The sequence below is a fragment of the Mycolicibacterium frederiksbergense genome, assembly GCF_012223425.1.
Lineage (GTDB): Bacteria > Actinomycetota > Actinomycetes > Mycobacteriales > Mycobacteriaceae > Mycobacterium > Mycobacterium frederiksbergense.
The window spans coordinates 224,334-245,699 of the sequence record NZ_CP038797.1; the positions used below are offsets into that span (position 1 = coordinate 224,334).

At 63.0% G+C, this 21,366-nt stretch carries 15 protein-coding genes and 5 pseudogenes; 9 read left to right on the plus strand and 11 right to left on the minus strand.

Going from position 1 to position 21,366, the window contains the following annotated elements:
* Positions 1-5: 5 nt before the first annotated feature.
* From EXE63_RS01205 to EXE63_RS01220, 4 genes are read right to left on the minus strand one after another with little or no spacing between them, the layout of a single operon-like run.
* Entirely contained in the window at positions 6-407 is a 402-nt protein-coding gene (locus EXE63_RS01205; protein ID WP_168140472.1) for a hypothetical protein, read from the minus strand.
* Positions 404-721, minus strand: coding sequence for a hypothetical protein (locus EXE63_RS01210; RefSeq protein WP_168140473.1), 318 nt, complete (start codon positions 719-721; stop codon positions 404-406). The genes EXE63_RS01205 and EXE63_RS01210 overlap by 4 nt, the downstream gene beginning before the upstream one ends.
* A gap of 33 nt (positions 722-754) precedes the next feature.
* Positions 755-1,723, minus strand: coding sequence for a conjugal transfer protein (locus EXE63_RS01215; protein WP_168140474.1), 969 nt, complete (start codon positions 1,721-1,723; stop codon positions 755-757).
* A 6-nt stretch (positions 1,724-1,729) separates the two neighbouring features.
* On the minus strand, positions 1,730-1,963 hold the full coding sequence (locus tag EXE63_RS01220) for a hypothetical protein (RefSeq protein ID WP_168140475.1): 234 nt from the start codon (positions 1,961-1,963) through the stop codon (positions 1,730-1,732).
* A 710-nt stretch (positions 1,964-2,673) separates the two neighbouring features.
* Between EXE63_RS01220 and EXE63_RS32670 the strand changes: the two genes are divergently transcribed.
* The 4 genes and pseudogenes from EXE63_RS32670 (at position 2,674) to EXE63_RS01245 (ending at position 9,624) form a co-directional block, all read left to right on the plus strand.
* Complete coding sequence (locus EXE63_RS32670) at positions 2,674-4,554, plus strand: protein kinase domain-containing protein (RefSeq protein WP_234904110.1); 1,881 nt, start codon at positions 2,674-2,676, stop codon at positions 4,552-4,554.
* Between the two features lie 457 nt (positions 4,555-5,011).
* Positions 5,012-6,156, plus strand: a protein-coding gene (locus EXE63_RS01235; protein ID WP_168140476.1) for an IS3 family transposase whose coding sequence is annotated in 2 segments (ribosomal slippage) — positions 5,012-5,279 and positions 5,279-6,156 — 1,146 coding nt in all. Because the reading frame shifts where the segments join, the coding sequence is not laid out codon by codon here.
* A gap of 881 nt (positions 6,157-7,037) precedes the next feature.
* A pseudogene (locus EXE63_RS01240) lies at positions 7,038-8,267 on the plus strand (IS110 family RNA-guided transposase); the annotation flags it as partial.
* Between the two features lie 781 nt (positions 8,268-9,048).
* Positions 9,049-9,624 (plus strand): hypothetical protein, encoded by a 576-nt coding sequence (locus tag EXE63_RS01245; RefSeq protein WP_168140477.1) that lies wholly within the window; start codon positions 9,049-9,051, stop codon positions 9,622-9,624.
* A 385-nt stretch (positions 9,625-10,009) separates the two neighbouring features.
* Here EXE63_RS01245 and EXE63_RS01250 read toward each other — a convergent pair.
* From EXE63_RS01250 to EXE63_RS01260, 3 genes and pseudogenes are all read right to left on the minus strand, one after another.
* Positions 10,010-11,153, minus strand: a pseudogene (locus tag EXE63_RS01250) (IS3 family transposase).
* 79 nt (positions 11,154-11,232) lie between these two features.
* A pseudogene (gene mraY, locus EXE63_RS01255) lies at positions 11,233-12,212 on the minus strand (phospho-N-acetylmuramoyl-pentapeptide-transferase); the annotation flags it as partial.
* Positions 12,213-12,746: 534 nt separating this feature from the next.
* Complete coding sequence (locus EXE63_RS01260) at positions 12,747-13,397, minus strand: winged helix-turn-helix transcriptional regulator (protein ID WP_168140478.1); 651 nt, start codon at positions 13,395-13,397, stop codon at positions 12,747-12,749.
* 67 nt (positions 13,398-13,464) lie between these two features.
* Here EXE63_RS01260 and EXE63_RS01265 point away from each other — a divergent pair, with 67 nt between their 5' ends.
* The 3 genes and pseudogenes from EXE63_RS01265 (at position 13,465) to EXE63_RS01275 (ending at position 16,374) form a co-directional block, all read left to right on the plus strand.
* Positions 13,465-14,343, plus strand: coding sequence for an alpha/beta fold hydrolase (locus EXE63_RS01265; RefSeq protein ID WP_168140479.1), 879 nt, complete (start codon positions 13,465-13,467; stop codon positions 14,341-14,343).
* 169 nt (positions 14,344-14,512) lie between these two features.
* A pseudogene (locus EXE63_RS32675) lies at positions 14,513-14,698 on the plus strand (helix-turn-helix domain-containing protein); the annotation flags it as partial.
* 128 nt (positions 14,699-14,826) lie between these two features.
* The gene (locus EXE63_RS01275; RefSeq protein WP_168140480.1) at positions 14,827-16,374 is read left to right on the plus strand and encodes a fused MFS/spermidine synthase; all 1,548 of its coding nucleotides are present in this window, start codon (positions 14,827-14,829) and stop codon (positions 16,372-16,374) included.
* A 219-nt stretch (positions 16,375-16,593) separates the two neighbouring features.
* On the opposite strand, the gene EXE63_RS33565 is transcribed toward EXE63_RS01275, so the two are convergent.
* From EXE63_RS33565 to EXE63_RS01285, 3 genes and pseudogenes are all read right to left on the minus strand, one after another.
* Positions 16,594-16,833 carry a hypothetical protein gene (locus tag EXE63_RS33565; protein WP_436277443.1) on the minus strand — a complete coding sequence of 80 codons (240 nt, stop codon included), beginning with the start codon at positions 16,831-16,833 and terminating at the stop codon, positions 16,594-16,596.
* Complete coding sequence (locus EXE63_RS33570; RefSeq protein WP_436277444.1) at positions 16,834-17,010, minus strand: hypothetical protein; 177 nt, start codon at positions 17,008-17,010, stop codon at positions 16,834-16,836.
* A gap of 183 nt (positions 17,011-17,193) precedes the next feature.
* Positions 17,194-17,745 (minus strand): annotated as a pseudogene (locus EXE63_RS01285) (DsbA family protein); the annotation flags it as partial.
* Positions 17,746-18,202: 457 nt separating this feature from the next.
* Here EXE63_RS01285 and EXE63_RS01290 point away from each other — a divergent pair.
* Positions 18,203-19,096 carry a L,D-transpeptidase gene (locus EXE63_RS01290; RefSeq protein WP_168140481.1) on the plus strand — a complete coding sequence of 298 codons (894 nt, stop codon included), beginning with the start codon at positions 18,203-18,205 and terminating at the stop codon, positions 19,094-19,096.
* A gap of 567 nt (positions 19,097-19,663) precedes the next feature.
* On the opposite strand, the gene EXE63_RS01295 is transcribed toward EXE63_RS01290, so the two are convergent.
* Positions 19,664-20,221, minus strand: a complete 558-nt coding sequence (locus EXE63_RS01295) for an MPT63 family protein (RefSeq protein ID WP_436277455.1) — start codon at positions 20,219-20,221, stop codon at positions 19,664-19,666.
* Between the two features lie 404 nt (positions 20,222-20,625).
* Here EXE63_RS01295 and EXE63_RS01300 point away from each other — a divergent pair, with 404 nt between their 5' ends.
* Positions 20,626-21,357, plus strand: coding sequence for a hypothetical protein (locus EXE63_RS01300; protein ID WP_168140482.1), 732 nt, complete (start codon positions 20,626-20,628; stop codon positions 21,355-21,357).
* Positions 21,358-21,366 lie beyond the last annotated feature (9 nt).

Here is a 21,366-nt window from a genome sequence, read left to right on the forward strand (position 1 = left end):
CAGTTTCAGCTGGCGTTGACGGCGGTGTCGTCGATGACGAAGGCGTGGGGGTTGGACTCCGCTTGGCGGCCCAGCTCCTCGCGGGCGAGGACGGTCGGCTTGCGGTCGGCGATCAGGCTCGCAAGTCGAGCCGTCTTCCCGAGGACGGGAATGCCGTCGTACTTGATCAGGCTCAGGGCCGCGGTGACCGCGCAAGCCAGGAAGATGCCGGTGCCGAACGTGGCGATCGCGTTGAACGGTAGGAGCCGGGTGGCGAAGATCGTGGCGACCAGGACGGCAGTGAAGCCGACGATCTGTTCGATCGGACGCGCGCCTCCGGGGATCCTGCGGCCGCCGGGGAGCCGGCCCACGTAGGTGCGGAAGCGTCTGCCACCGGTGGCGACCCGAACCCAGCGGATCCCATTCATGCGGCTGCCAGGGCGCTGTTGTCGACCACGGGTGAGGTCGGCACCACGTTGAAGGCCGGCATCGAGTATCCGCCGCCGCCGCCGATCTGCTCACCGGTGCTGCTGCCCGCGTCAATCAACGCCGGGATCAGCGAGTAGACGCCGGCCGCGCCAGCGATCACCGCGGCACCGATGGCGATCTTCACGGGCTGGCGCCCGCCCTCACCGAACAAGTTCTTGAAGAAGTAGAAGAGGCCCCAAAGCATCAGCAGCGTCCCGGAGACGCCCACGGCGACGACTTGGATGTTCTGGAGGAGGACCTGGATGTCAGTCATGGGGATGTTCCTTTCGATTTCAGGTGGTGGGGGTTAGCCGCGCGTCGGCGGTGGCGGCGGAGTCGTGGATGTGGCCGTGGTGGCGTTGTCTTCGCGGGGGGTGTCGGGTCGGGTCTGCAGCAGTGGAACCGCGGCGATGGAGATGACTTGCCATTGACCTTCGACCGACCGCACTGTCAGCGGGTAGGCCAGCTGGGTCAGCGTGTAGTTCTTGGTTCGGGCCGCGACGGTGATGTAGACCTCGGCGGTGTCTGCACCCGCTCCATCTCCCCCGACGTTCGCCGCGATGGTGAGGGTGTCGACCTTGGCGTAGGGCGCCGGTTGGATCGGCTTCTCGGTGGAGTCGGCGGTGACGTAGCGAGGGAAGTCCGTTCCGCCGGTGAGGTAGGAGCGAACGAAACCGGTGACGGTCGTCCCCAACGGTGAGTCGAGAGCAACGGTGTGGCGATAGCCCAGCCGGAAGTCGACGCCGACGCCCGGGCCGGCCACCTGCATGGGCAGGGCAGTCGCGCGCGGAGCGCTGTCGAGCACGGTGATGGGCACTCGGTAGAAGGTGCGTTGAGGTGAGGCTGTGGTGTCTCCGTTGACGACTCCGGAGATCGTCACCGTCCACACCGCCACGCCGTCATCGGTGGTGGCGACCTGCTTGGCGAAGGCGACCTCGGTGTCGGTGAACTGTCCGGCGATGGGCGGCAGCTTGACGTCTTTGAGCGTGACGTAGCGCGCCAACTTGTCTTCGTCGCCGCTCCGGGCGGTGAGGTAGGTCGTGACGTAGTCGCGGGCGAATCCGGTCACCAAAGTGGAGGACGGGATGTAGGAATTTCCCGGCGTGGGATCAGCCTGGTTGGACTCTGGCCACAGATTCGCGAGCATCGAGAGGATGGCGAATACACCGCCGAGGACGCCCAGGATGGTGATCGCTCGCTGTGCGAGTTTCTGCCGATCGACAGGCTTGACCAGCTCGTCGAACTGTTTCCTTTTGGCGGGAATTTTACCTGTCACGGTAAATCAGTCTCCCACAATCCCGGCGCCATTCTCGGCGAGCGCACGCGTCAATGCGGCGTCCGCTTCGGAGCTGTCGTCGACGATCAGTTTGAGTAGCGCGGCGCGGGCACCGGCGTTGAACGGGTCGTCGTGCAGCTCGTCGCAGGCGATCTTCACCGCACGCGAGTACGTGCGCACGGCGGCGAGGGCCGGGGTGATGTCGAGGTCTCGCGAGCGGGCTGTTGCGGATGTCGCCATGGTGGTGGTCCTTCTGGGAAAGGGAGCGGCCTGGGTGTGCCGCCTCTATCCGTGAAGTACCGGCCCAGGGCCCGGTTTCCGTCGTCGCGCCGGCGAGAAGTTCGTAGCGATTCAGCCAACCGCTATCGCCGATAGCGCGTCCCCAGTTATCCGTTCGTTAGCCTAACGAATGGATATCAGTGTCGATCGCCAAACTGGATGGCAAGCGACGTAGCTCCTCCCTGCGGTTTTCCCAGTTTAGTCACGGAGATGACGCAGCAGATTCGGTCATCCGCGTGGCAAAAGTTGCAACGGTACGGTGGTGCAGGATTGCGGGCGCTCACTCCGCGTCTCCGCACTGGCCGTACGGCCACTCCCTCGCTGCATTGCTTTGCCGCGCGCTTATGCCGGCAATCCAGCGGTTCAGCGCGCAGGCCCTGAACATGCAGAAGCAACGACCGCGACGACGGGTCGAAGACAGGGGACCAGATCCCCGAGGGGCGGGCGTTCAACTTGGGACTGAACCCATGACAAGTGCCAACAGCATGCACTGGACACATCATCTCGACCAGGTGCGCGGACTCCCAAGCATGCCGTGCCGCCATCGGCCGGCCCAACGGCATCATTGCTCACCCGCCTGGTAATGAAACACGGTAAGACTGACTGGGACTGGCGAGGGACCGATAGCCTGGCTTGCTGTTGGGTGGCTGGCTACGACGGACGGACAGAATGTGCAGAGTCTGCGACAGGTATCGGCGCTAGCTCTGGCACTGATCTGGATCCTGGGCATATTCGTCATCGCGTCACCAATCTCCTCGGCATCCGAAGACGGCGACCACTACGTCATCGCAACAGACACCACGTTCGCGCCGTTCGAGTACCAGGACAGCTCTGGCAGCTATGTCGGCATTGACATGGATCTCATGAGGGCCATCGCCGCTGACCAGGGCTTTACCGTTGACATCAAGCCACTCGGGTTTGACGCCTCGCTGCAAGCCCTGCAGGCCTACCAAGTGGACGGAGTGATTGCGGGACTTTCTATCACCGATGAACGCAAGGCTGTATTCGACTTTTCTGACCCCTACTTCGTTTCCGGCGTGCAGATGGCGGTCCCGAACAGCAATACCGACATCACCGAATACCAGGATCTGGCCAATCGACGTGTAGCAGTCAAGGACGGCACTCAGGGTGCGGACTTCGCGCGGTCAATCGCCACTCAGTACGGATTCACTGTGGTCGGCTTTCCCAATTCGTCCGCGATGTTCGACGACGTTCGTCTTGGCCGAACGGCTGCACTGTTCGAGGATTCACCCGTCCTGCAGTACGGCATCGCGCAAGGCAACGGCTTCAAAACAGTGACACCCCTCGAAGATCCGACCGACTACGGATTCGCGGTTGCCAAGGATCGCGATCAAGACCTGCTCGCGCGTTTCAACGCCGGGCTGCGGTCTGTCCGTGACTCAGGCAAATACACCCAGATAGTCGACACCTACCTCAAACCACCGTCGGATACCACGCAATCGTCTCCATCGAATCCAAGGTCAGATAGCTCCTCCACCAGCGGCGCGTTGATCATTGCGATCGCAATCCTCTGCACCCTGGCCGCAGCGTTGGGCGTCTACATCTGGCTACGCCATCGCCGACATGATGACGCCCACCAACGTCCGGATGTAACCGCTGAAGCCTCGTCGCCAGCGCAAGCCGTGGCAGAAGGTCGGTCGACTCACAACTCACTGCCATCTAGTCCCTCTGCGCCCACGCAGGCCGCACCCGCGGTTCTTCACCCCTCAGAGGCGACCGTCAGCGCAGAGCTCGGCCGCTACCAGCTCCTGGATGTCATCGGTCGTGGCGGCATGGGAGAAGTCTGGAAAGCATTCGACACCGATACCAATCGCATTGTGGCTCTCAAGCTACTGCCTCCGCACCTGACCGACGATCGAACGTTCCGAGAACGTTTCAAGCGTGAAGCCCGTCTAGCGGCCAGTCTCACAGAACCGCATGTCCTGCCAATTCATCATTTCGGCACCATCAACGGCCGACTCTACGTTGACATGCGACTCGTCGAGGGCCGAGATCTGGCTTCCATACTTGCCGATGGCCCATTGAGCCCCAAACGCTCGGTGATAATCATCGATCAGATCGCCAGCGCACTCGATGCCGCGCACCAGAGCGGGCTCATACATCGCGATGTCAAGCCGTCTAATATCCTCGTCGGCCAACGAGACTTCGCCTACCTCATCGACTTCGGGATCGCAAGAAGCGCTAACGACACCGCACTCACCCAAACCGGTCACGCGGTCGGCACATTCTTCTACATGGCGCCCGAACGACTTGCTGGATCCGACAATCTCGACCACCGCGTTGATGTCTACGCGCTCGCTTGCGTCTTGCATGAATGTCTGACGGGTAACAGGCCTTTCACCGGCGACAGTCTTGAACGCCAAGTGATTGGCCACCTCAGCACGCAGCCTCCAAAACCCTCAGAATTCAACCCTGAGGTCCCCACTGCGTTCGACTCAGTAGTCGCCGCCGGAATGGCCAAATCTCTCGATGAGCGCTACGCCAGCGCCCCTGAACTCGCAGACGCTGCGCACCACGCACTCTCAACTTAAGATGGCTGTCCGTCGCGTCCCGATGCGGACGGTCTGTGGACGGGGGAAACCGATAGTCAGCGAGTGATATTCAGTGCGAGTTTGGAATGTATTCCGAGACAGTCGATTTCAACGAGGAGCGATCGGCCCCGCACATCGAAAGTAGCCTTCGGCCAATTAGTTCGGTGCCGACGCCGGCATGACCTTCAAGTGCCGATTTGAGCCGCTACCACTGCAGCACCGCCTTGGCCGACGATCAAGGTGCCGACCTCGGCTTGATCGATATCGGTTTCACTACGTTGGCAACCCGTGGCGCTCCCGCAGCATCCGAGCAATGGTCGATTTGCCCGATCCACTGTTGCCGCGCAGCGCGACGAGCACTGTGGATTCCGACCCGGTGGCGTGTTCCCGTTGAATGAGCCCAACCAGTTTTAGAGTCCTGTGGCCCCATGTCGGGCGAGAAGGGACGATGAAACGTATGGCTGGTCGGAAGCGGAATTCCGCAGAAGACATCGTGCGCAAGTTGCGCCGAGCAGATGAGCTGGCCGCAGAAGGCAAGACCGGCGAGGAGATCGCCGGCGAGCTGGAGGTCTCGCCGGCGACGCTGTACAACTGGCGCCGTTCCTACGGCGGGATGGACACCGACGCCGCCAAGGAGCTCAAGGAGCTGCGCGAGCAGAACGCCCGGCTTAAGCGGCTACTCGCCGAAGCCGAGCTGGTCAAAGACGCCCTGCGGGAGGTCGCTAAGGGAAAATTCTGAGCCCAGCTGCCAAGCGCCGCGCCGTCGAGATGCTCGCCAATACGTTGGGCATGTCGGAACGGTTGGCGTGCAAGGCCGTTGGGCTGGCCCGCTCCACCTGCCGTCGCCTGCCGTTGGCACAGACCCCGACCGATCCGGACGCCGAAATGAGGGCTTGGCTGCGCGCCTACGCCACCAAACACCCGTGCCATGGGTTCCGGCGCGCCTGGGCGGCGTTGCGCTACGACGAGCGCCGTGAGGTCAACAAGAAGAAGATCCACCGACTGTGGCGTGAAGAGGGTCTGCAGGTGCGCGTGCACAGCCCCCGTAAGCGGGCCGGCGTTTCCTCGGTGCCGCCGATCGTCGCCGATGCGCCGAAGGTGGTGTGGGCGATCGACTTCCAGTTCGACTCCACCGTCGACGGTAAGGCCATCAAGATCGCCTCGATGATCGACGAGCACACCCGCGAGTCGCTGCTGAACCTGGTTGAGCGCTCCATCACCGGCGAGCACCTGGTCGAGGAACTGAAAGCGGTGTTCGCCGCCCACGGCGGCCCGCCGAAGGTACTGCGGCTCGACAATGGCCCGGAGATGGTTTCCCAAGCGCTGCAACGTTTCTGCGAGCACAAGACCGGGATGGTCTACATCCCGCCGGGCTGCCCGTGGGACAACGGCTACATCGAATCCTTCAACAACAGACTCAGGAAGGAGTGCCTCAACCGCAACTACTGGACCACCCTGTTCGAGGCCCGCGTGGTCATCAGCGACTTCAAGGACGAGCACAACACTCGACACCGTCACTCGGCCCTGGGCTACCGCACGCCGGCCGAGTACGCTGCGGCCTGCGGGTGTACCCACACCCCGGTGGCCTGCAGCATCAACTGAGAACGGATCAAACCAACCCGACTCTAGAAACGGGTGGACTCAGAAACGGGGACTCGCCACCGGTACCACTTACTCGCCGATCAAACCAGCCACGGACGCCCACCGGCCGAGCGACTCTCCCGGGGTCAATTCCTACTCGCCGGCGAGGAGTCAATTTCGATTGCCATTGACAGCTTCGGCCGGCGGCCGCGTCGATCACCCCGGCTCCCGGAACCATCGGTCGTGGGCCACGCGGCGCGCCGCGTGTTGCGACTTAAGCGGCTGCGATGTGCTGCGGCCCCGGGCAGGGTGACGCTCGGCCAGAGGTTCACCTGCCCTAGCTCTGCCCTATGCGATCAGACGGTGGAAAGCCACGGCGACTGCACATGCGCTGGCGATAGCCGCAACCGGTCCTTCCCACATCAACCCGCCAACGGCGGCGGCAGCAGTCAATATCGCGATCACCACCCACCGCAGCGGCAGCCGCTGCGGACCATCGCCTATAGGGAGCTCCTGCGAGCCCGTCCGGCGTATCGTCATAACAGTTGTTTCCTAATCGTTTGTAGGGATAGGTTGTCCGGTCCTAGACCGGGGGTCTGTTCCGTGCGGGGTCTGCCGTCAGGTGATGCCTGGAGTTTCCCGACGCGAGACGTCTTACGAAAGAACGGCGTGTCTGGCGGCAGACCCCCCTTGTGAGGTGGTGGGATTCCGTTGCCCAAGCCTGCCGCAGGGTCTACTTCCCGATGGTTGTTCCCGAGCCTTGAGCTCTTCGACAGAACGAAGTCCTGCGGTGAGCTGGAGTCACGGACGGCTAGTGAGATGACGGACCTTCGAGTCCCACGATTAGGGCGCCGCGTGAATCCACCGGTAACGGCACGACGATCGATCAACGGAATGAGGAAATGTTGGGACTGTATTGCGGAATTGACTGGGCGACAGCCCATCACGACATCGCGGTGATCAATGACGAGGGCAAAGTGGTGGCCCGCGGCCGAGTCGGCAATGACGCCGCCGGACTGACCGCCCTGCTCACGCTGCTGGCCGAAGCCGGCGACACCGCCGAAGATCCGATCCCAATCGGGATCGAAACCGACCGAGGCCTGTTCGTCGCAGCGTTGCGCGAAACCGGCCGGGTGATCTACCCGATCAACCCACTGGCGGCATCGCGCTACCGGTCCCGATACTCGGTCTCGGGTGCCAAATCCGATGCCACCGACGCGGTGCTGCTGGCCAACATCGTGCGCACCGACCCCGACGCGCACCGCCCCCTGCCCGCCGATACCGAACTTGCCCAAGCGATACGAGTGTTGGCCCGCGCCCAGCAGGATGCGGTCTGGGCCCGCCAGCAGGTCGGCAACCAGATCCGCGACCTGCTCAAAGACTTCTACCCGGCCGCTCTGATCGCCTTCGCCGGCCTGCCCGAGGGCGGGCTGGCCCGCACCGATGCCCGCACCATCTTGGCCGCCGCACCGACGCCCACCCAGGCCGCCAACCTGACCCCGGCCCGGTTGCGTCGGCTGCTGATCAAGGCCGGCCGCAAACGCTACCTCGACCGCGATGTCGAACGGCTGCGCGAGATCTTCACCGACACCTACCTGCACCAATCGCCGGTGGTGGAGAACGCGATGGGCATTCACCTGACCGCGCTGCTGGGCCAGTTCGACGCGGCCTGCGCTGCCGCCGACGCACTGGCTGAGGCGTCGATCGCCCATTTTGAGCGGCACCCGGACGCCGAGATCATCACCAGCTTCCCCGGCCTGGGAATGCTGGCCGGTGCCCGGGTGCTCGCAGAGATCGGGGATGACCGTACTCGTTTCGCCGACGCACGCGGTTTGAAAGCGTTCGCCGGATCCGCGCCCATCACTCGCGCCAGCGGCAAGAAAACCGTTGTTCTGCACCGGCACATCAAGAACCGGCGCCTCAACGCCGTCGGCCCGATCTGGGCGCTTGCATCGTTGCGGGCCTCCCCGGGCGCCCGCCGCCACTTCGATGCTCGCCGCGCCGCCGGAGACTGGAACCACCAAGCCCAACGACACCTGTTCAACAAATTCCTCGGCCAGCTGCATCACTGCCTGCACACCGGCCATCCCTACGACGAACATGTTGCGTTCCCACCTCCTCTCCAGCTCGCGGGCTTGACTTTTAACTTCGTGAGATGTCTTTCGACAGGGGCGACACCCGCGGCCTTCGGGGTCTTCACCCCCGAAGGCCGCACTCGTGCAAGCCGTCGACAAGGGGGAAGAATGCCAACCCCTACGCCGCTGAACTGCAACAACACCTTTGTACGCCCCCTCGCCACCAGATGGTGCTAACCTGAATCAACGTCTTAACCCGACCTATCGACATCGTCCACGTCAATGGCGTCGCCATTTTTCGGTCGGGTTAAGACGTTCGGTACAAGGCGTTGGATTCCGATCGGACTTTGTGATGGAGATCACTATTACTGAGGCTGGTCGCGTCTTTTTCTCGCTGAGCCCGTCTCGTCCGCCGCGGGGCAAGGAGCGCCTCACGTTGAAACGACGGTGCGCTCGACTGGAGACAATGAGGTCCTCGATCGACGAGGCAACAACCCATCTCCAGACGCTGGCCGCATTGTGTACCGCGGATGCGCTGCGGCTACGACACGGGTTCGTCCGCGTTGAGCATCTACCACGCTCACCGACATCCTTTGGCCGCAAGGCACCCCCGCCACAGCTCAGGCCCCCAGCGACCCGACTAATGTCGCCAAACGGTCTTGCCCTGAAGTTCTATCTGATATCGCTGCTCGAAGCGCAGTCACGAACCCGGGCCGGAGCAAGACCTGACAACCCGGTTCCTCTGCGGCGGAAAGACAGCACGATCGATAAGGCATGGACTGACTACGTCGCCACGGCCGCCGTAGCCTCCGGCGTCGGCAAGACCCGACGTAGCGTCATGGACAAGATCGAGCGTCAGCTGCAGAGCACCCTCAAACGGCTTCACGCTGAGGATCTCGTCGACCTGCCCAACAGTTCGCGCACAAAGGGCAGATACGAGGGGTTCCTTCTGCAAAGAGACGACATCCTTCCCGGCCGCGGAACCGACCTCTATCGCGTTCCAACCGCCGAGGAGTCATTCCCCGTGCCATTGACGCTGTTCACCGAAGGCTGGATCTACGTCCTCGAAGACACCGAACTGGCGCTCCTGCTGATCACAATCCGAAACCTATCGAAGCACGGCGCCCAACCACTTCCACTTTCAGGCGAAAACCGCAGTCTGCGATACGGATTGGGTGAGGATGCCTTCGAATCTCACCGAGTACTCGAGTACCTCAACCTCGTCGACGTCAATTCGGACTACCGACGCCAATCCAACGGCCGTATTGCGAATTATGAAGATCAAGGGCAAGGCGAGCCTCACAAACTTCAGTTTCTACCCGAGGGACTCTCCAAACCAGCCATGGCGACCTTCCTCAGCGCGATCGGCAGCCAACTGGACCAGGCGGATACCCAAGCCTCGGAGGGCACGTAGGGCACGTCCAATCCTAAGCCTGGTCTCGCTTCCAACACCCGCGTGCAGGCACCGGCCGGATCGGATACACCTAGGTTGAGGACAAGCAGAGTGGCAGCAATAACTGTCGATCATCAAAGTGGATGGCGATTGTCGCCAGTCCTACCTGCCGTGGCGCTGTCACGGTTACGTGACGCCCCCACAATCATCGACTGAGACCACGATGCCAGCCGTTCCGGGCGCTCAGGTTCCGGCACCTGTTAACCATTCGCTGTAGAACAGCGCAACGCCGAGGCCGCAGGCGATGGCAGCGATCAGCCAGAATCGGATGGTCAGCGTGGTCTCTGTGGCGAGTCCCCGTTTCTGAGTCCACCCGTTTCTAGAGTCGGGTTGGTTTGATCCGTTCTCAGTTGATGCTGCAGGCCACCGGGGTGTGGGTACACCCGCAGGCCGCAGCGTACTCGGCCGGCGTGCGGTAGCCCAGGGCCGAGTGACGGTGTCGAGTGTTGTGCTCGTCCTTGAAGTCGCTGATGACCACGCGGGCCTCGAACAGGGTGGTCCAGTAGTTGCGGTTGAGGCACTCCTTCCTGAGTCTGTTGTTGAAGGATTCGATGTAGCCGTTGTCCCACGGGCAGCCCGGCGGGATGTAGACCATCCCGGTCTTGTGCTCGCAGAAACGTTGCAGCGCTTGGGAAACCATCTCCGGGCCATTGTCGAGCCGCAGTACCTTCGGCGGGCCGCCGTGGGCGGCGAACACCGCTTTCAGTTCCTCGACCAGGTGCTCGCCGGTGATGGAGCGCTCAACCAGGTTCAGCAGCGACTCGCGGGTGTGCTCGTCGATCATCGAGGCGATCTTGATGGCCTTACCGTCGACGGTGGAGTCGAACTGGAAGTCGATCGCCCACACCACCTTCGGCGCATCGGCGACGATCGGCGGCACCGAGGAAACGCCGGCCCGCTTACGGGGCTGTGCACGCGCACCTGCAGACCCTCTTCACGCCACAGTCGGTGGATCTTCTTCTTGTTGACCTCACGGCGCTCGTCGTAGCGCAACGCCGCCCAGGCGCGCCGGAACCCATGGCACGGGTGTTTGGTGGCGTAGGCGCGCAGCCAAGCCCTCATTTCGGCGTCCGGATCGGTCGGGGTCTGTGCCAACGGCAGGCGACGGCAGGTGGAGCGGGCCAGCCCAACGGCCTTGCACGCCAACCGTTCCGACATGCCCAACGTATTGGCGAGCATCTCGACGGCGCGGCGCTTGGCAGCTGGGCTCAGAATTTTCCCTTAGCGACCTCCCGCAGGGCGTCTTTGACCAGCTCGGCTTCGGCGAGTAGCCGCTTAAGCCGGGCGTTCTGCTCGCGCAGCTCCTTGAGCTCCTTGGCGGCGTCGGTGTCCATCCCGCCGTAGGAACGGCGCCAGTTGTACAGCGTCGCCGGCGAGACCTCCAGCTCGCCGGCGATCTCCTCGCCGGTCTTGCCTTCTGCGGCCAGCTCATCTGCTCGGCGCAACTTGCGCACGATGTCTTCTGCGGAATTCCGCTTCCGACCAGCCATACGTTTCATCGTCCCTTCTCGCCCGACATGGGGCCACAGGACTCTAAAACTGGTTGGGCTCATTCAACGGGAACACGCCATCTGCCCAGCCGATCATCTCGAAATGGTGATGCAGCGGAGAGTTTCGGAAGACTCTGCGGCCGGTGGTGCGAAAGGAAATGACCTGGATGACGACCGAGGCGACTTCGGCTACGAACAGTGCCCCGAGGATGATGGCCAGGATCTCGGTGCGACTGGTGACCGACAGTCCGGCGATGATGCCGCCCAGTGCAAGCGAACCTGTGTCGCCCATGATGATCTTGGCGGGGGCGGCATTCCACCATAGGAATCCGATACAGGCGCCCGCTGTCGCCGCGGCGACAAGGGTCAGATCCAGCGGATCCCGGACCTGATAGCAACCGGGGTCCGCGGTGAGGGCACACGCGTTTCGGTACTGCCAGAAGGTGATGAGCACGTAGACCGCGGCCACCATGGCCATGGCACCTGCCGCGAGCCCGTCCAGGCCGTCGGTGAGGTTGACCGCGTTCGACCACGCCGAGACGAAATGATGCAGAACACCACGAACACCACCGGCGGCATGGTGAACGCGGCGATATCGCGCACATAGGACAGGTCGAGGCTGCCGGGAGTGAGACCATCGGAGTTGCGGAACTGCAGGGCGAGTACCCCGAAAAGGATTGCCGCGACCAGCTGGCCAGCGCTCTTGGCCCTCTTGTTCAAGCCGAGGTTGCGCGAACGCCGCAACTTAACAGCGTCGTCAGCGAAACCGACAGCCCCAAGGGCGGTGGCCAACGCGAGCACCAGCAGCCCCGATGCAGACGGCCCGCCACCACCGAAGGTGAGCCCAACGAGGTGTGTACCCAGGTAGCTTGCCCAGATCGCGGTGATGATCGCGAGGCCGCCCATCGTCGGCGTGCCTTGTTTGCGTTGGTGATTTTCCGGGGCTTCGTCTCGAATCGGCTGGCCCAACCCCCGCCGAGTGAACACCCGGATCAGCACCGGAGTCAGCAGAAGCGCAACCGCCAGCGCCAGGCCCGCGGCGACCAGTATCTGCTTCACAGGCCGATGCCGCCGCGTGGCGCGCAGATCGACAAACACCGGTTGGCTAGCGCCGAACCTAAAACCCCCACCGGGCAAGTATGGCGGAGCCCACTACAACGCATTCCGCTCAACTCAGTCATAGCGGGCACAGCGCGATCACACTTCATCTTGCGCCGGACTATGGGCAAACCACCACCTATCGCGAATGACGCCGCCTCCACAGCCAACCCTTGGGCCGAACAGAACAACCACCAGCAGCCGCGCCGGCGCTGTCGATCGTCAAACTGGATGGCGAACGTCGCCGCTTCTAGCTGTGCGTTTCCATGATAGTCACGGAGATGGCGGAGCGTTTTTGGTCATCTAAGTGGCGAAAGTCGGAACGGTACGGTTGCGCCAATTTTGCGATGTACGACGCGACTCTTGGCTGCTCACACTACCGACCTTGACAGGCCCTCGAGTCTGATAGTTCAGGCGGACGCTGCTGGTCACCAGGTCAAGATGGCCCCGGCCGATTTGGTCGCTCGCAGAAACGCTTCGAGGAGAAGCCTGAGATCACCGGGTGATGTCGACGGAGGAGTTCGGCGCGTTGAAAAATGTTTGTAGGGCGGATTTGACACCGTCGATGCCGACGAGCGTGGCGACGTCATCCAGTGACAACAAGCCCGCCGCTAGTCCAAGTACAAGCTGCCCGTCGGCGGTCAGCACGGCGTCAAGTTGACGGCCGTCGGGTCTGCTGACGTCGATGCCGTTATCGGTGGCGCTCAGTTGGAGCGTCAGGCCGTCCACGGTGACTCCCACGGCCACGGACTGATCAATCGGCATGCGCCCCGAGAACAGCGCGGGAAGTGCCACCAAGAGCCCGTCTGGACGGAATTTATCTCCTTCGGGTCCGCGGATCATCAGCGGCGTCGACCATCGGACCAGTGCGTTGACGGGTTCGCGGAGCTGGGTGCCCCACGGGGTGAGGGCGTAGGTGATCGCGTTGGCGCCATCGGACAAGCACCGCTCGACCACGCCGGCTGCCTCCAAGTCTCGGAGCCGGTCGGTCAGCAGGTTCGTCGCGATACCCGACAGCCCTTCCCGCAGCTCGCCGAACCGCGCGGGCGCTATCAATAACTCGCGGACGATCAACAAATTCCACCGGTCACCGACCACATCCAGGGCCCGGGCAAGTCCGCAGTACTGACCGTAATCTCGACTCATCACACATCCACTTGCTAATTTAAACCATGCTTGCTTATATCATCCTACACACGTCGAGGGGATGAACATGCCAGGTGCAGAGCGACCCGCTTGGGTCGATGACACGTTGTTCCCGTTCGACAGCAGGTTCATCGATATCGATGGGCACACCCTCCACTACGTCGATGAAGGCTCGGGCCCCACGCTGCTGTTCCTGCACGGCAACCCGACCTGGTCGTTCGACTACGGCAAGGTCGTAGCGTCCCTGCGCAGCGAATTCCGTTGTATCGCAGTCGAGTACCCAGGATTTGGGCTATCCGTGGCCGCGCCGGAATACCGGTACCTGCCCACAGAGCACGCCCAGGCAATCGGCAAATTCGTTGACGCGCTAGGCCTCAACGGGGTCACGCTGGTGGCACATGACTGGGGTGGACCGATCGGATTGGCGACGGTGCAACAGCGCCCGGAGGTCTTTGACCGATTGGTGCTGACCAACACCTGGGCCTGGCCGGTCGCTGCGCCGCTCGTGCAGATCATGTCCCATGTGATGGGCAGCCCGATAGGACGGTTGCTGATCCGACAACTCAACCTCTTCGTCAACGTCATGATCCCCATCGGGCACCGACTCACCAAGCCCACCACCGAACAGATGACCCATTATCAGAAGGCCCTCGACAGCCCCGCGCGGCGGGAAGCATCGGCGGTCTTTCCCCGTGAAATCACCGTCAGCCGAGCCTTTCTCGCCGACGTCGAAGCCGGACTACCCGATATCGCGGCACTACCGACGCTGATCATCTGGGGCGACGCCGACTTCGCCTTCGGGAACACTGAACTGCGACGATGGGAGCAGACCTTCACCGATCACCACACCGTCATCGTCGAAGGTGCCGGCCACTTCGTGCCTTCCGATGCCCCCGAACAGTTCGCGGCAGCGATCCGCAACTGGTATCCCCCCTCAGGGTCGTAGTGTCCGCCGATCCGCCAGCTCAGCAGCGCACAACGAGTCGCAGGGTCGGGATTGCTGCCGCGGTAGGCGTCGCGGTCCTTGCCATCAACCTCGACGTCACGACAGTACGACTCACTGAGAGGGCGGATACCATGCGATCCCCGACGGGTTAGGCCGCGGTTAGACCGGGTTAGGCCGTCTGTTCGCCCGAGATGTCGGCTTACCGTTCTCAGTCGATGTCCCGAGGGTTCGGTTGATCCGCGCAATAGAGTACCCAGGGACGGCATCACCATCTACCGACGCAGCTCACGCAGCCGGGTTCAGTGACAGCTCACACGCCATCAAGGCGCTCCGTGAGATGTTTGGCATCCGCCCCCGTCGGCGCGTACCGGAGTCGACCTGCAGTAACCAGGAGGCGTCGTGCTCGCCTCGTGTGATATCAGTAAGGCGCCCCAGCTTCCGGCCTTGCCGCTCCAGCTGGTTTGCGTTTGGAAGGATGGACCGGTGACCGGACCGACCTCACCGCCCGACGATCAGGCGGGGCCATGCCCGCTGCCCAACCTGGACTCCCGCGCCGCGGCGGCGCTGGTGGTCGCGGCGGCGGCCGCCGTGTTGGTGGTCGAAATCACCGCCCTGCGGCTGTTGGCCCCGTACCTAGGTCTGACACTAGAGACCAGTACTCTCGTCATCGGAATCGCCCTCGCGGCAATAGCTCTCGGCTCGTGGGCCGGCGGCCGCATGTCCGATCGCATTGATCCGCGCCAGCTCATCGGATCCGCGCTCGGCGGGTCGGGCGCCGTTGTGGCGCTCACGCCGGCCATGCTGCGCATGGCGGCCGAATTGGCGCCTCCGCTGCTACTCATCGTTGCCTCGCTGGCCATCCTGGTGCCGGGTGTCCTCCTGTCCGCGGTGACACCGATGGTGACAAAGCTCCGCCTGACCACCATCGACCACACCGGCACGGTTGTCGGACAGTTGTCCGGACTCGGCACGGTCGGTGCAATCGGCGGCACCGTCCTAACTGGATTCGTGCTGATTTCGCGATTGCCGGTCAGCGTCATCCTGATCGGACTCGGGGCGCTACTGATTCTGGGCGGAGCCGTCGTCGAGTGGCGAATGCGCCGATTCAACCGCATCAATGCCGCCGGACTCGCGCTGATCCTTATCGCCGGCACTCTCGCCAACTACGTCGCGCCGGGCGGCTGCGACACCGAAACCAAATACCACTGCCTTCGAGTCGTGGCCGACCCCGAACGCGACACCGGCCACACACTAGTTCTGGACGGCCTGAACCATTCGTATGTCGATCTCGAAGATCCCACCCTTTTGCAGTTCATCTACGTTCGCGCTCTTGCGTCGGTGGTCGACGCCGCCTTCCCCGCAGGTCATCGTTTGGCCGCCTATCACCTCGGGGGCGGCGGGCTCACCTTTCCCCGGTATTTGGCGGCCACCCGACCCGGGACCGACAGCCTTGTCTCCGAGATCGACGGTGGCGTGGTGCGTACCGACCACGACAAGCTCGGGCTGCAACCCGGTGCCGGCATCGACGTCCGCGTCGAAGACGGCAGACTCGGACTGCGGCGTCTCGCTGCAGGCAGCCGGGATCTGATTGTCGGCGACGCCTTCGGGGGCGTCAGCGTGCCGTGGCATCTCACGACTTCCGAAGCGATCGCCGATGTACGCCGAGCGCTCAACGACACCGGGATATACGTGGCCAACCTCATCGACTACGGCGAGCTGTCTTTTGCGCGCGCCGAAGTCGCCACCCTCACGCAAAGCTTCAATCACATACTGCTCGCCGGTGAACCACGCGACCTCGGCCTGGATGCTGCGACCGCACCTGATGGGGGCAATCTTGTAGTCGTTGCCTCCAATCGAGTCCTCGACTCCGGCGCCATTCAGATGGATCTGGATGCTCGCGCTACGCAGTGGAAGGTCCTAAAGGGAGCAGCCGTTCTGCGCCGCTGGGTCGGCGACGCCAAGACGCTTACGGACAACTACGCTCCCGTTGACCAGCTCCTGGAAACGTCCGCTGCGCGAAGCGGACGTTAGCGAACTACACGCGTCGCGCCACGCGGCGGAACACAGGCGATCCGCCCATCGCAGGCCGCCATGCTCAATTGCCCAGTATCAGCGCAGGCGCGGGCAATGCCCCGCTGGTTCAGCGTGGTGGGGCCCGGTTCTTCCACGCTGTCCGAAATTAGCTCACCGCATGGCAATTCACGCCGGCGGAGCGGAATGCGCGAGACAGCCGGCGGACTGACCTTGCAATCACGACCCGATCAGAATCCGCGCCAGCTCGGTGGTCGTCTCGACGCCGTCGTTGTACCCGCCTTCGTCGCCCAGACCGTTCATAACGGCCAGGGCGTAGCGCTGGTCCGGACCTGCGAGGCCGACAGAGTTGACCACCCAGCCACCCTGCTCCTGTGACCAGCCGTTCTTGTTGCCGAGCGTCGTCGCCGCACCGGCGCCCCAGACTCCCCACTGCTGTGAGCTGTCGACCCGCTGCATCTAGGTGACCACTGCTGCCCCGTGGGCCAGCTTGATTGTCGATGCGGTCCAGCTCGGTGTCCCGGCGGGGACGCTGCGGTAGCGCGCGCCGGTGACACGGTCGCGCAGCACGGACCCGATCGTTCCCGGGCGGGTGGCGACGTACTTCTCGGCGGCCGCGATGCGCTGTTTCAGCACACATTGCGGATCTGCGGTGCCGCAGGTCGCGCAGGCAATCGGCGCTGAGCGCAACGCCAAGGCGCTGAACAGGGCGAATATTCGGCGCCGCCAAGGGCAGTAGGCAGGCGCTTTCTTCTGTTTCAGCTCTAACACGGCCAGCAGGTCGTGGGCCGGATGCGTCCCGCGTGTCGCAATTTGCCATCAAAGGCGTGTTCTGCAGGGGGCCTCGACGGCGGCGCGCAGATCCTCGGCACGACGCGGCGCAATCTGCTGGCCGTTGACGAAGAAAGTGGGCGTGCTCATCACACCCTGCGCTTCGCTGTCTTGCTGATCGACGCGAATACGCTCCAACGTCCCCGGATCGTTGTAGGCGGCCTCAAACGCCCCGTGTCCAGTCCGAGGTCGGCAGCGAAACCGCGGAAGACGTCCTCGGCGGGTACGCGCTGCTCACCCCACTGGGCCTGTGTTTCGAACATCTTGCGGTACATCGCTTCAAGCTGGCTTTGCTGGGCGGCGGCTTCCACGGCGCGCGGCGCGTTCGCCGTTGAAGTGACCTGACAGTGGAAAGTAGCGCATGACAAATTCGACGCGGTCACCGTACTCGTTGCGCAACTCTTCGACGAGAGGGTAGGCGGCGCGACAGCCTTCGCATTCGAAGTCGAGAAACTCCACGACGGTGACCTTGGCATTCTGCGGATCGTTGAGGCGGTGGCGGCTCTCGCGCACCACCTGCGCGCCGCCGGTGTCGGCGGTGGCAGGCACTGGTCGCCGTCGGCACGATCGTGTGGCTCTCGAGCGAACTGATGTTTCTTCGCCGGTCCGTTCGCGATGTACTTCACCGCACGCGCAGCCCGACGCGTGGCCCCCGGAACCCCCAGAACTCAGTCTGGTGCTCGCGGTCCCGGTGACCCTGTGCGTTCGCGTGATTAGCCAGCCAAACCATCTACTGCCTTACTACGTATATAGTCGGATGCACGGCCGCACGCAAGAATCCGTGGCGCGACAACGGCCGCCATAGTCAAAAGGAAGTGCACTGGTGGCCACTCTCACACGACTACTGCTGACCGCGTTCGCGGTCATCGGCGCGGGCGTTTACCTCTCAGTTCAAGTCGCGTCCACCGTGACTGCGCAGGGCCAGGTCGAAGATGCCGGCCAACTTGTGCGGCGGTCGACAAGGCCTTGGCGCAGTAGCGGGAGCACAAGGTAGACCATGGATCTCATTCGTCATTCCCTCACCACGGTCGTCGCCACCGGATCAGTAGTCATTGCGCTCTTCACGAGCGCGACTGCATCCGCTGAGCCGACTGTCCCGCCAGCACCTAACCCGGGTGAGCCGTTCGCGACATCGATTCTTCCCAGCGAAACACCGGCGGGCCAGAATTCAGCCCCCTATGTCGGGGATCCGGTCTTCGCGCCGCCGACGTTCAACCCGCTCAACGGCTCGCTGGTCGGTGTGGCCAAGCCCGTCATCATCAATTTTCAGCGACCGATCGCCGACCGCCCACTGGCCGAACAAGCCGTCCATATTTCGTCCAATCCTGCGGTGCCCGGTAAGTTCTACTGGATGAGCGACACCCAACTGCGTTGGCGTCCCCTCGACTTCTGGCCGGCCAAGGCGACTGTCACTATCGACGCCAGTGGCACCAAGTCGAGCTTTCGCACCGGCGACGCTTTGGTGGCGACCATCGACGATGCCACCCATCAGATGGAGGTCGTGCGCAACGGCCAACTCGTAAAGACCATCCCAGTGTCGTTGGGTAAGCTTGGATATGAGACACCGAACGGCACCTATTACGTATTGGAGAAGTTCGCCGAGATGGTCATGGACTCTTCGACCTACGGCGTTCCAATCGATTCCCCGGAGGGCTACCGACTCAAGGTTCAGGACGCGGTGCGGATCAACAACGCCGGAATCTTCGTCCACGGCGCCCCCTGGTCTATCGCCGACCAGGGCAAGCGCAACGTCAGCCACGGCTGCCCCAACCTCAGCCCAGCCGACGCGCAGTGGTTCTTCGACAACTTCGGCAGCGGTGACCCGGTCGTGGTGAAGAATTCCGTCGGCACATATAACGAGAATGACGGCGCTCAAGATTGGCAGATCTGAGAACCTTAGCCCAGCGATGTTCGCCCTTGGAACTCGCGCAGACAGGCCGTCGATTAGAACCGGTACGACACTCCCTCGTATGCCCAGGTCAACGCCTCGGCACTCGCACTGACGTTCACGCGGCATATCGGATCGACATGTTCTTGGTGGCTGACGCCGACGCCGAGTACGAACACCTCAACCGCCGAGGCGATGTCGCGTAACTGGACTGGGCCCAATGAGATCGTTGTTACTCCCCCGGAGTTTCGCAGCTCCGACGCCGCGGCGTGATTGGCAACAATCTGACCCGGCTCAGCTATGGCGGCAAGTCGGGCCGTGGTGTTGACGCTCCGAAGACGTCGCCACCGCGCTTCACTACCGGGCCAGCACCGAATCACGCCCACAGCAACGGAAATCCATCGATATCGCGTGTCGCGTCACTGAGTCGTCGCACGAACGCCAGCGCCGCCACAATATACGGGCTGGCGACCATGACGGCGTCGCCGACTTTCTAGAGAAAACCACTTCGGGGAGTGGACGTCACATTCGGCCACCGCATCTGCGGATTAGCGCGACAGAACCAACGGACTACATCTTTCCGCGACAGTCTGGGCAGGGGCCTTGCATGTCAGCGCACATGGGGCAGTTCTCCATCGGCATCATCATGGACCCGTTGCAACACCACATCAGTTTGGTGGTGCCGTTGTCGTAGATGACCGCCATAGGCTCTGAGCCGGTGACATCGAAGTAGAGTGCCCCAGTCGAGGATTGGCCCTGACCAAGGGTACTGGCCGGAAGTCCTTGGGGGCTGGCGATCTGCCACAGAACGGGGTAGCGCTGCCCGTCTGCGGTGACGGCATAAAGGTTCGGAATTATGGGAGTCACCGTGCCACTTGCGGCTCGGACGGTGGCGGATGCTTCCCACACTTGACCGCGAGCCTCGTACCCGGGCAGCACGGCGGCGGATGTCCGAAGATCAGTGACGATCCACTCCTGGACGACAGCGCCTCCAGCGTCGGTCAGTTGGTGAGGCGAGCCGAATTGATGATCGCAAGCCATCGCGGCAACAGCCGGTGGAGCGAGAGCGGCCGACACAGCGAAAATCGTCGCGAAGACGAATGTTGACAGGGAGGCGCGGAACCGCATGGTGAGTATCCTTCCGTACGGGTGAGAAAGCGTCAACCAGTAAGTCGCCGTGACCATCAATGGCAAACCGAAGCCTTCAGTCCCGACTTCATAAGGCATCGCCACCAACCTGGCGCGTATGAACGGCCGCACGCTGCGAAAGTTCACTGCCCCAGCGTTAGTCACCCGAGTATGGGTTGGTCCGACTTCTCATGAAGATCTGATGAAGATGTGGCCCCAGGTAAGCGACTCCAACAGACGATGACGTGCGGTGGCGACAAGTAACGTGCCGCTGCGAGGCTGGCGTTTGTGCCGCCGAGAACCGAGGCACGGTAGACGTCAGCCCATGACAGAAGAATCTCGGTCAGGTTGAGATGTGGTGTCGCCTAGCTGGGTTGCCGTGATGGTGATGCCATCATCGGACGGTGGCTATCAAGGCGGCTCCCAGAACCGACAGCAGGTTGGCTGCTCGTTGCGCCGCACTAGCTTCTCTTGGGGTCGCAATCGTTCATTTTGCGGTGGTGCCGGCGCATTGGCAGGAATGGCCGCTGTCGGGGCTGTTTTTCGGTGCACTGGCCCTACTCCAGCTGGTTTGGGCACGCGCGGTACTTGTCAGGACTACCACGCCGGTACTGGCTGCAGGGATTCTGCTGAACGTGAGCGCTGTGGCGTTGTGGGCTCTGTCCCGCACTGCTGGGGCGCCGTTCGGTCCGCATGCCGGTCAGCCGGAATTGGTTCAGGGCGCGGATTTGTGTGCTTTGTTGCTTCAGATCTACATCGTGATGGGTGCCGGCTGGATCTGGTATCGCGGACTGCAGGGCGAACCGGTTTCGGCGCTGACGAGTGCCGGGGTCTTGCTCGGGGCGGTCAGTATTGTCGCGCTGGCGTCCACGGTGGGCGTCGTTTCAGGTCAGCGGCATGGCGATCATCACGGTCCTGCGGAGGCCGGTGCCGGCCATCACGGGACCGAAGCCGGCCCTGCCGAGGGTCATCACGGCCACGAGCCCGGCCCGGCGCCGGTCGTTCCGCTGAACGTCAGACCAGTGCAGCCGCCGCAGGCCCCGTCACGGGGCGAAGCGCCCGTCTCGCCGGCGGCACCGCCGATTATCGAAGCGCCGGCACAGCCACTGCACGATCACACCAGCCACGACCACTAGCGAGGTCGC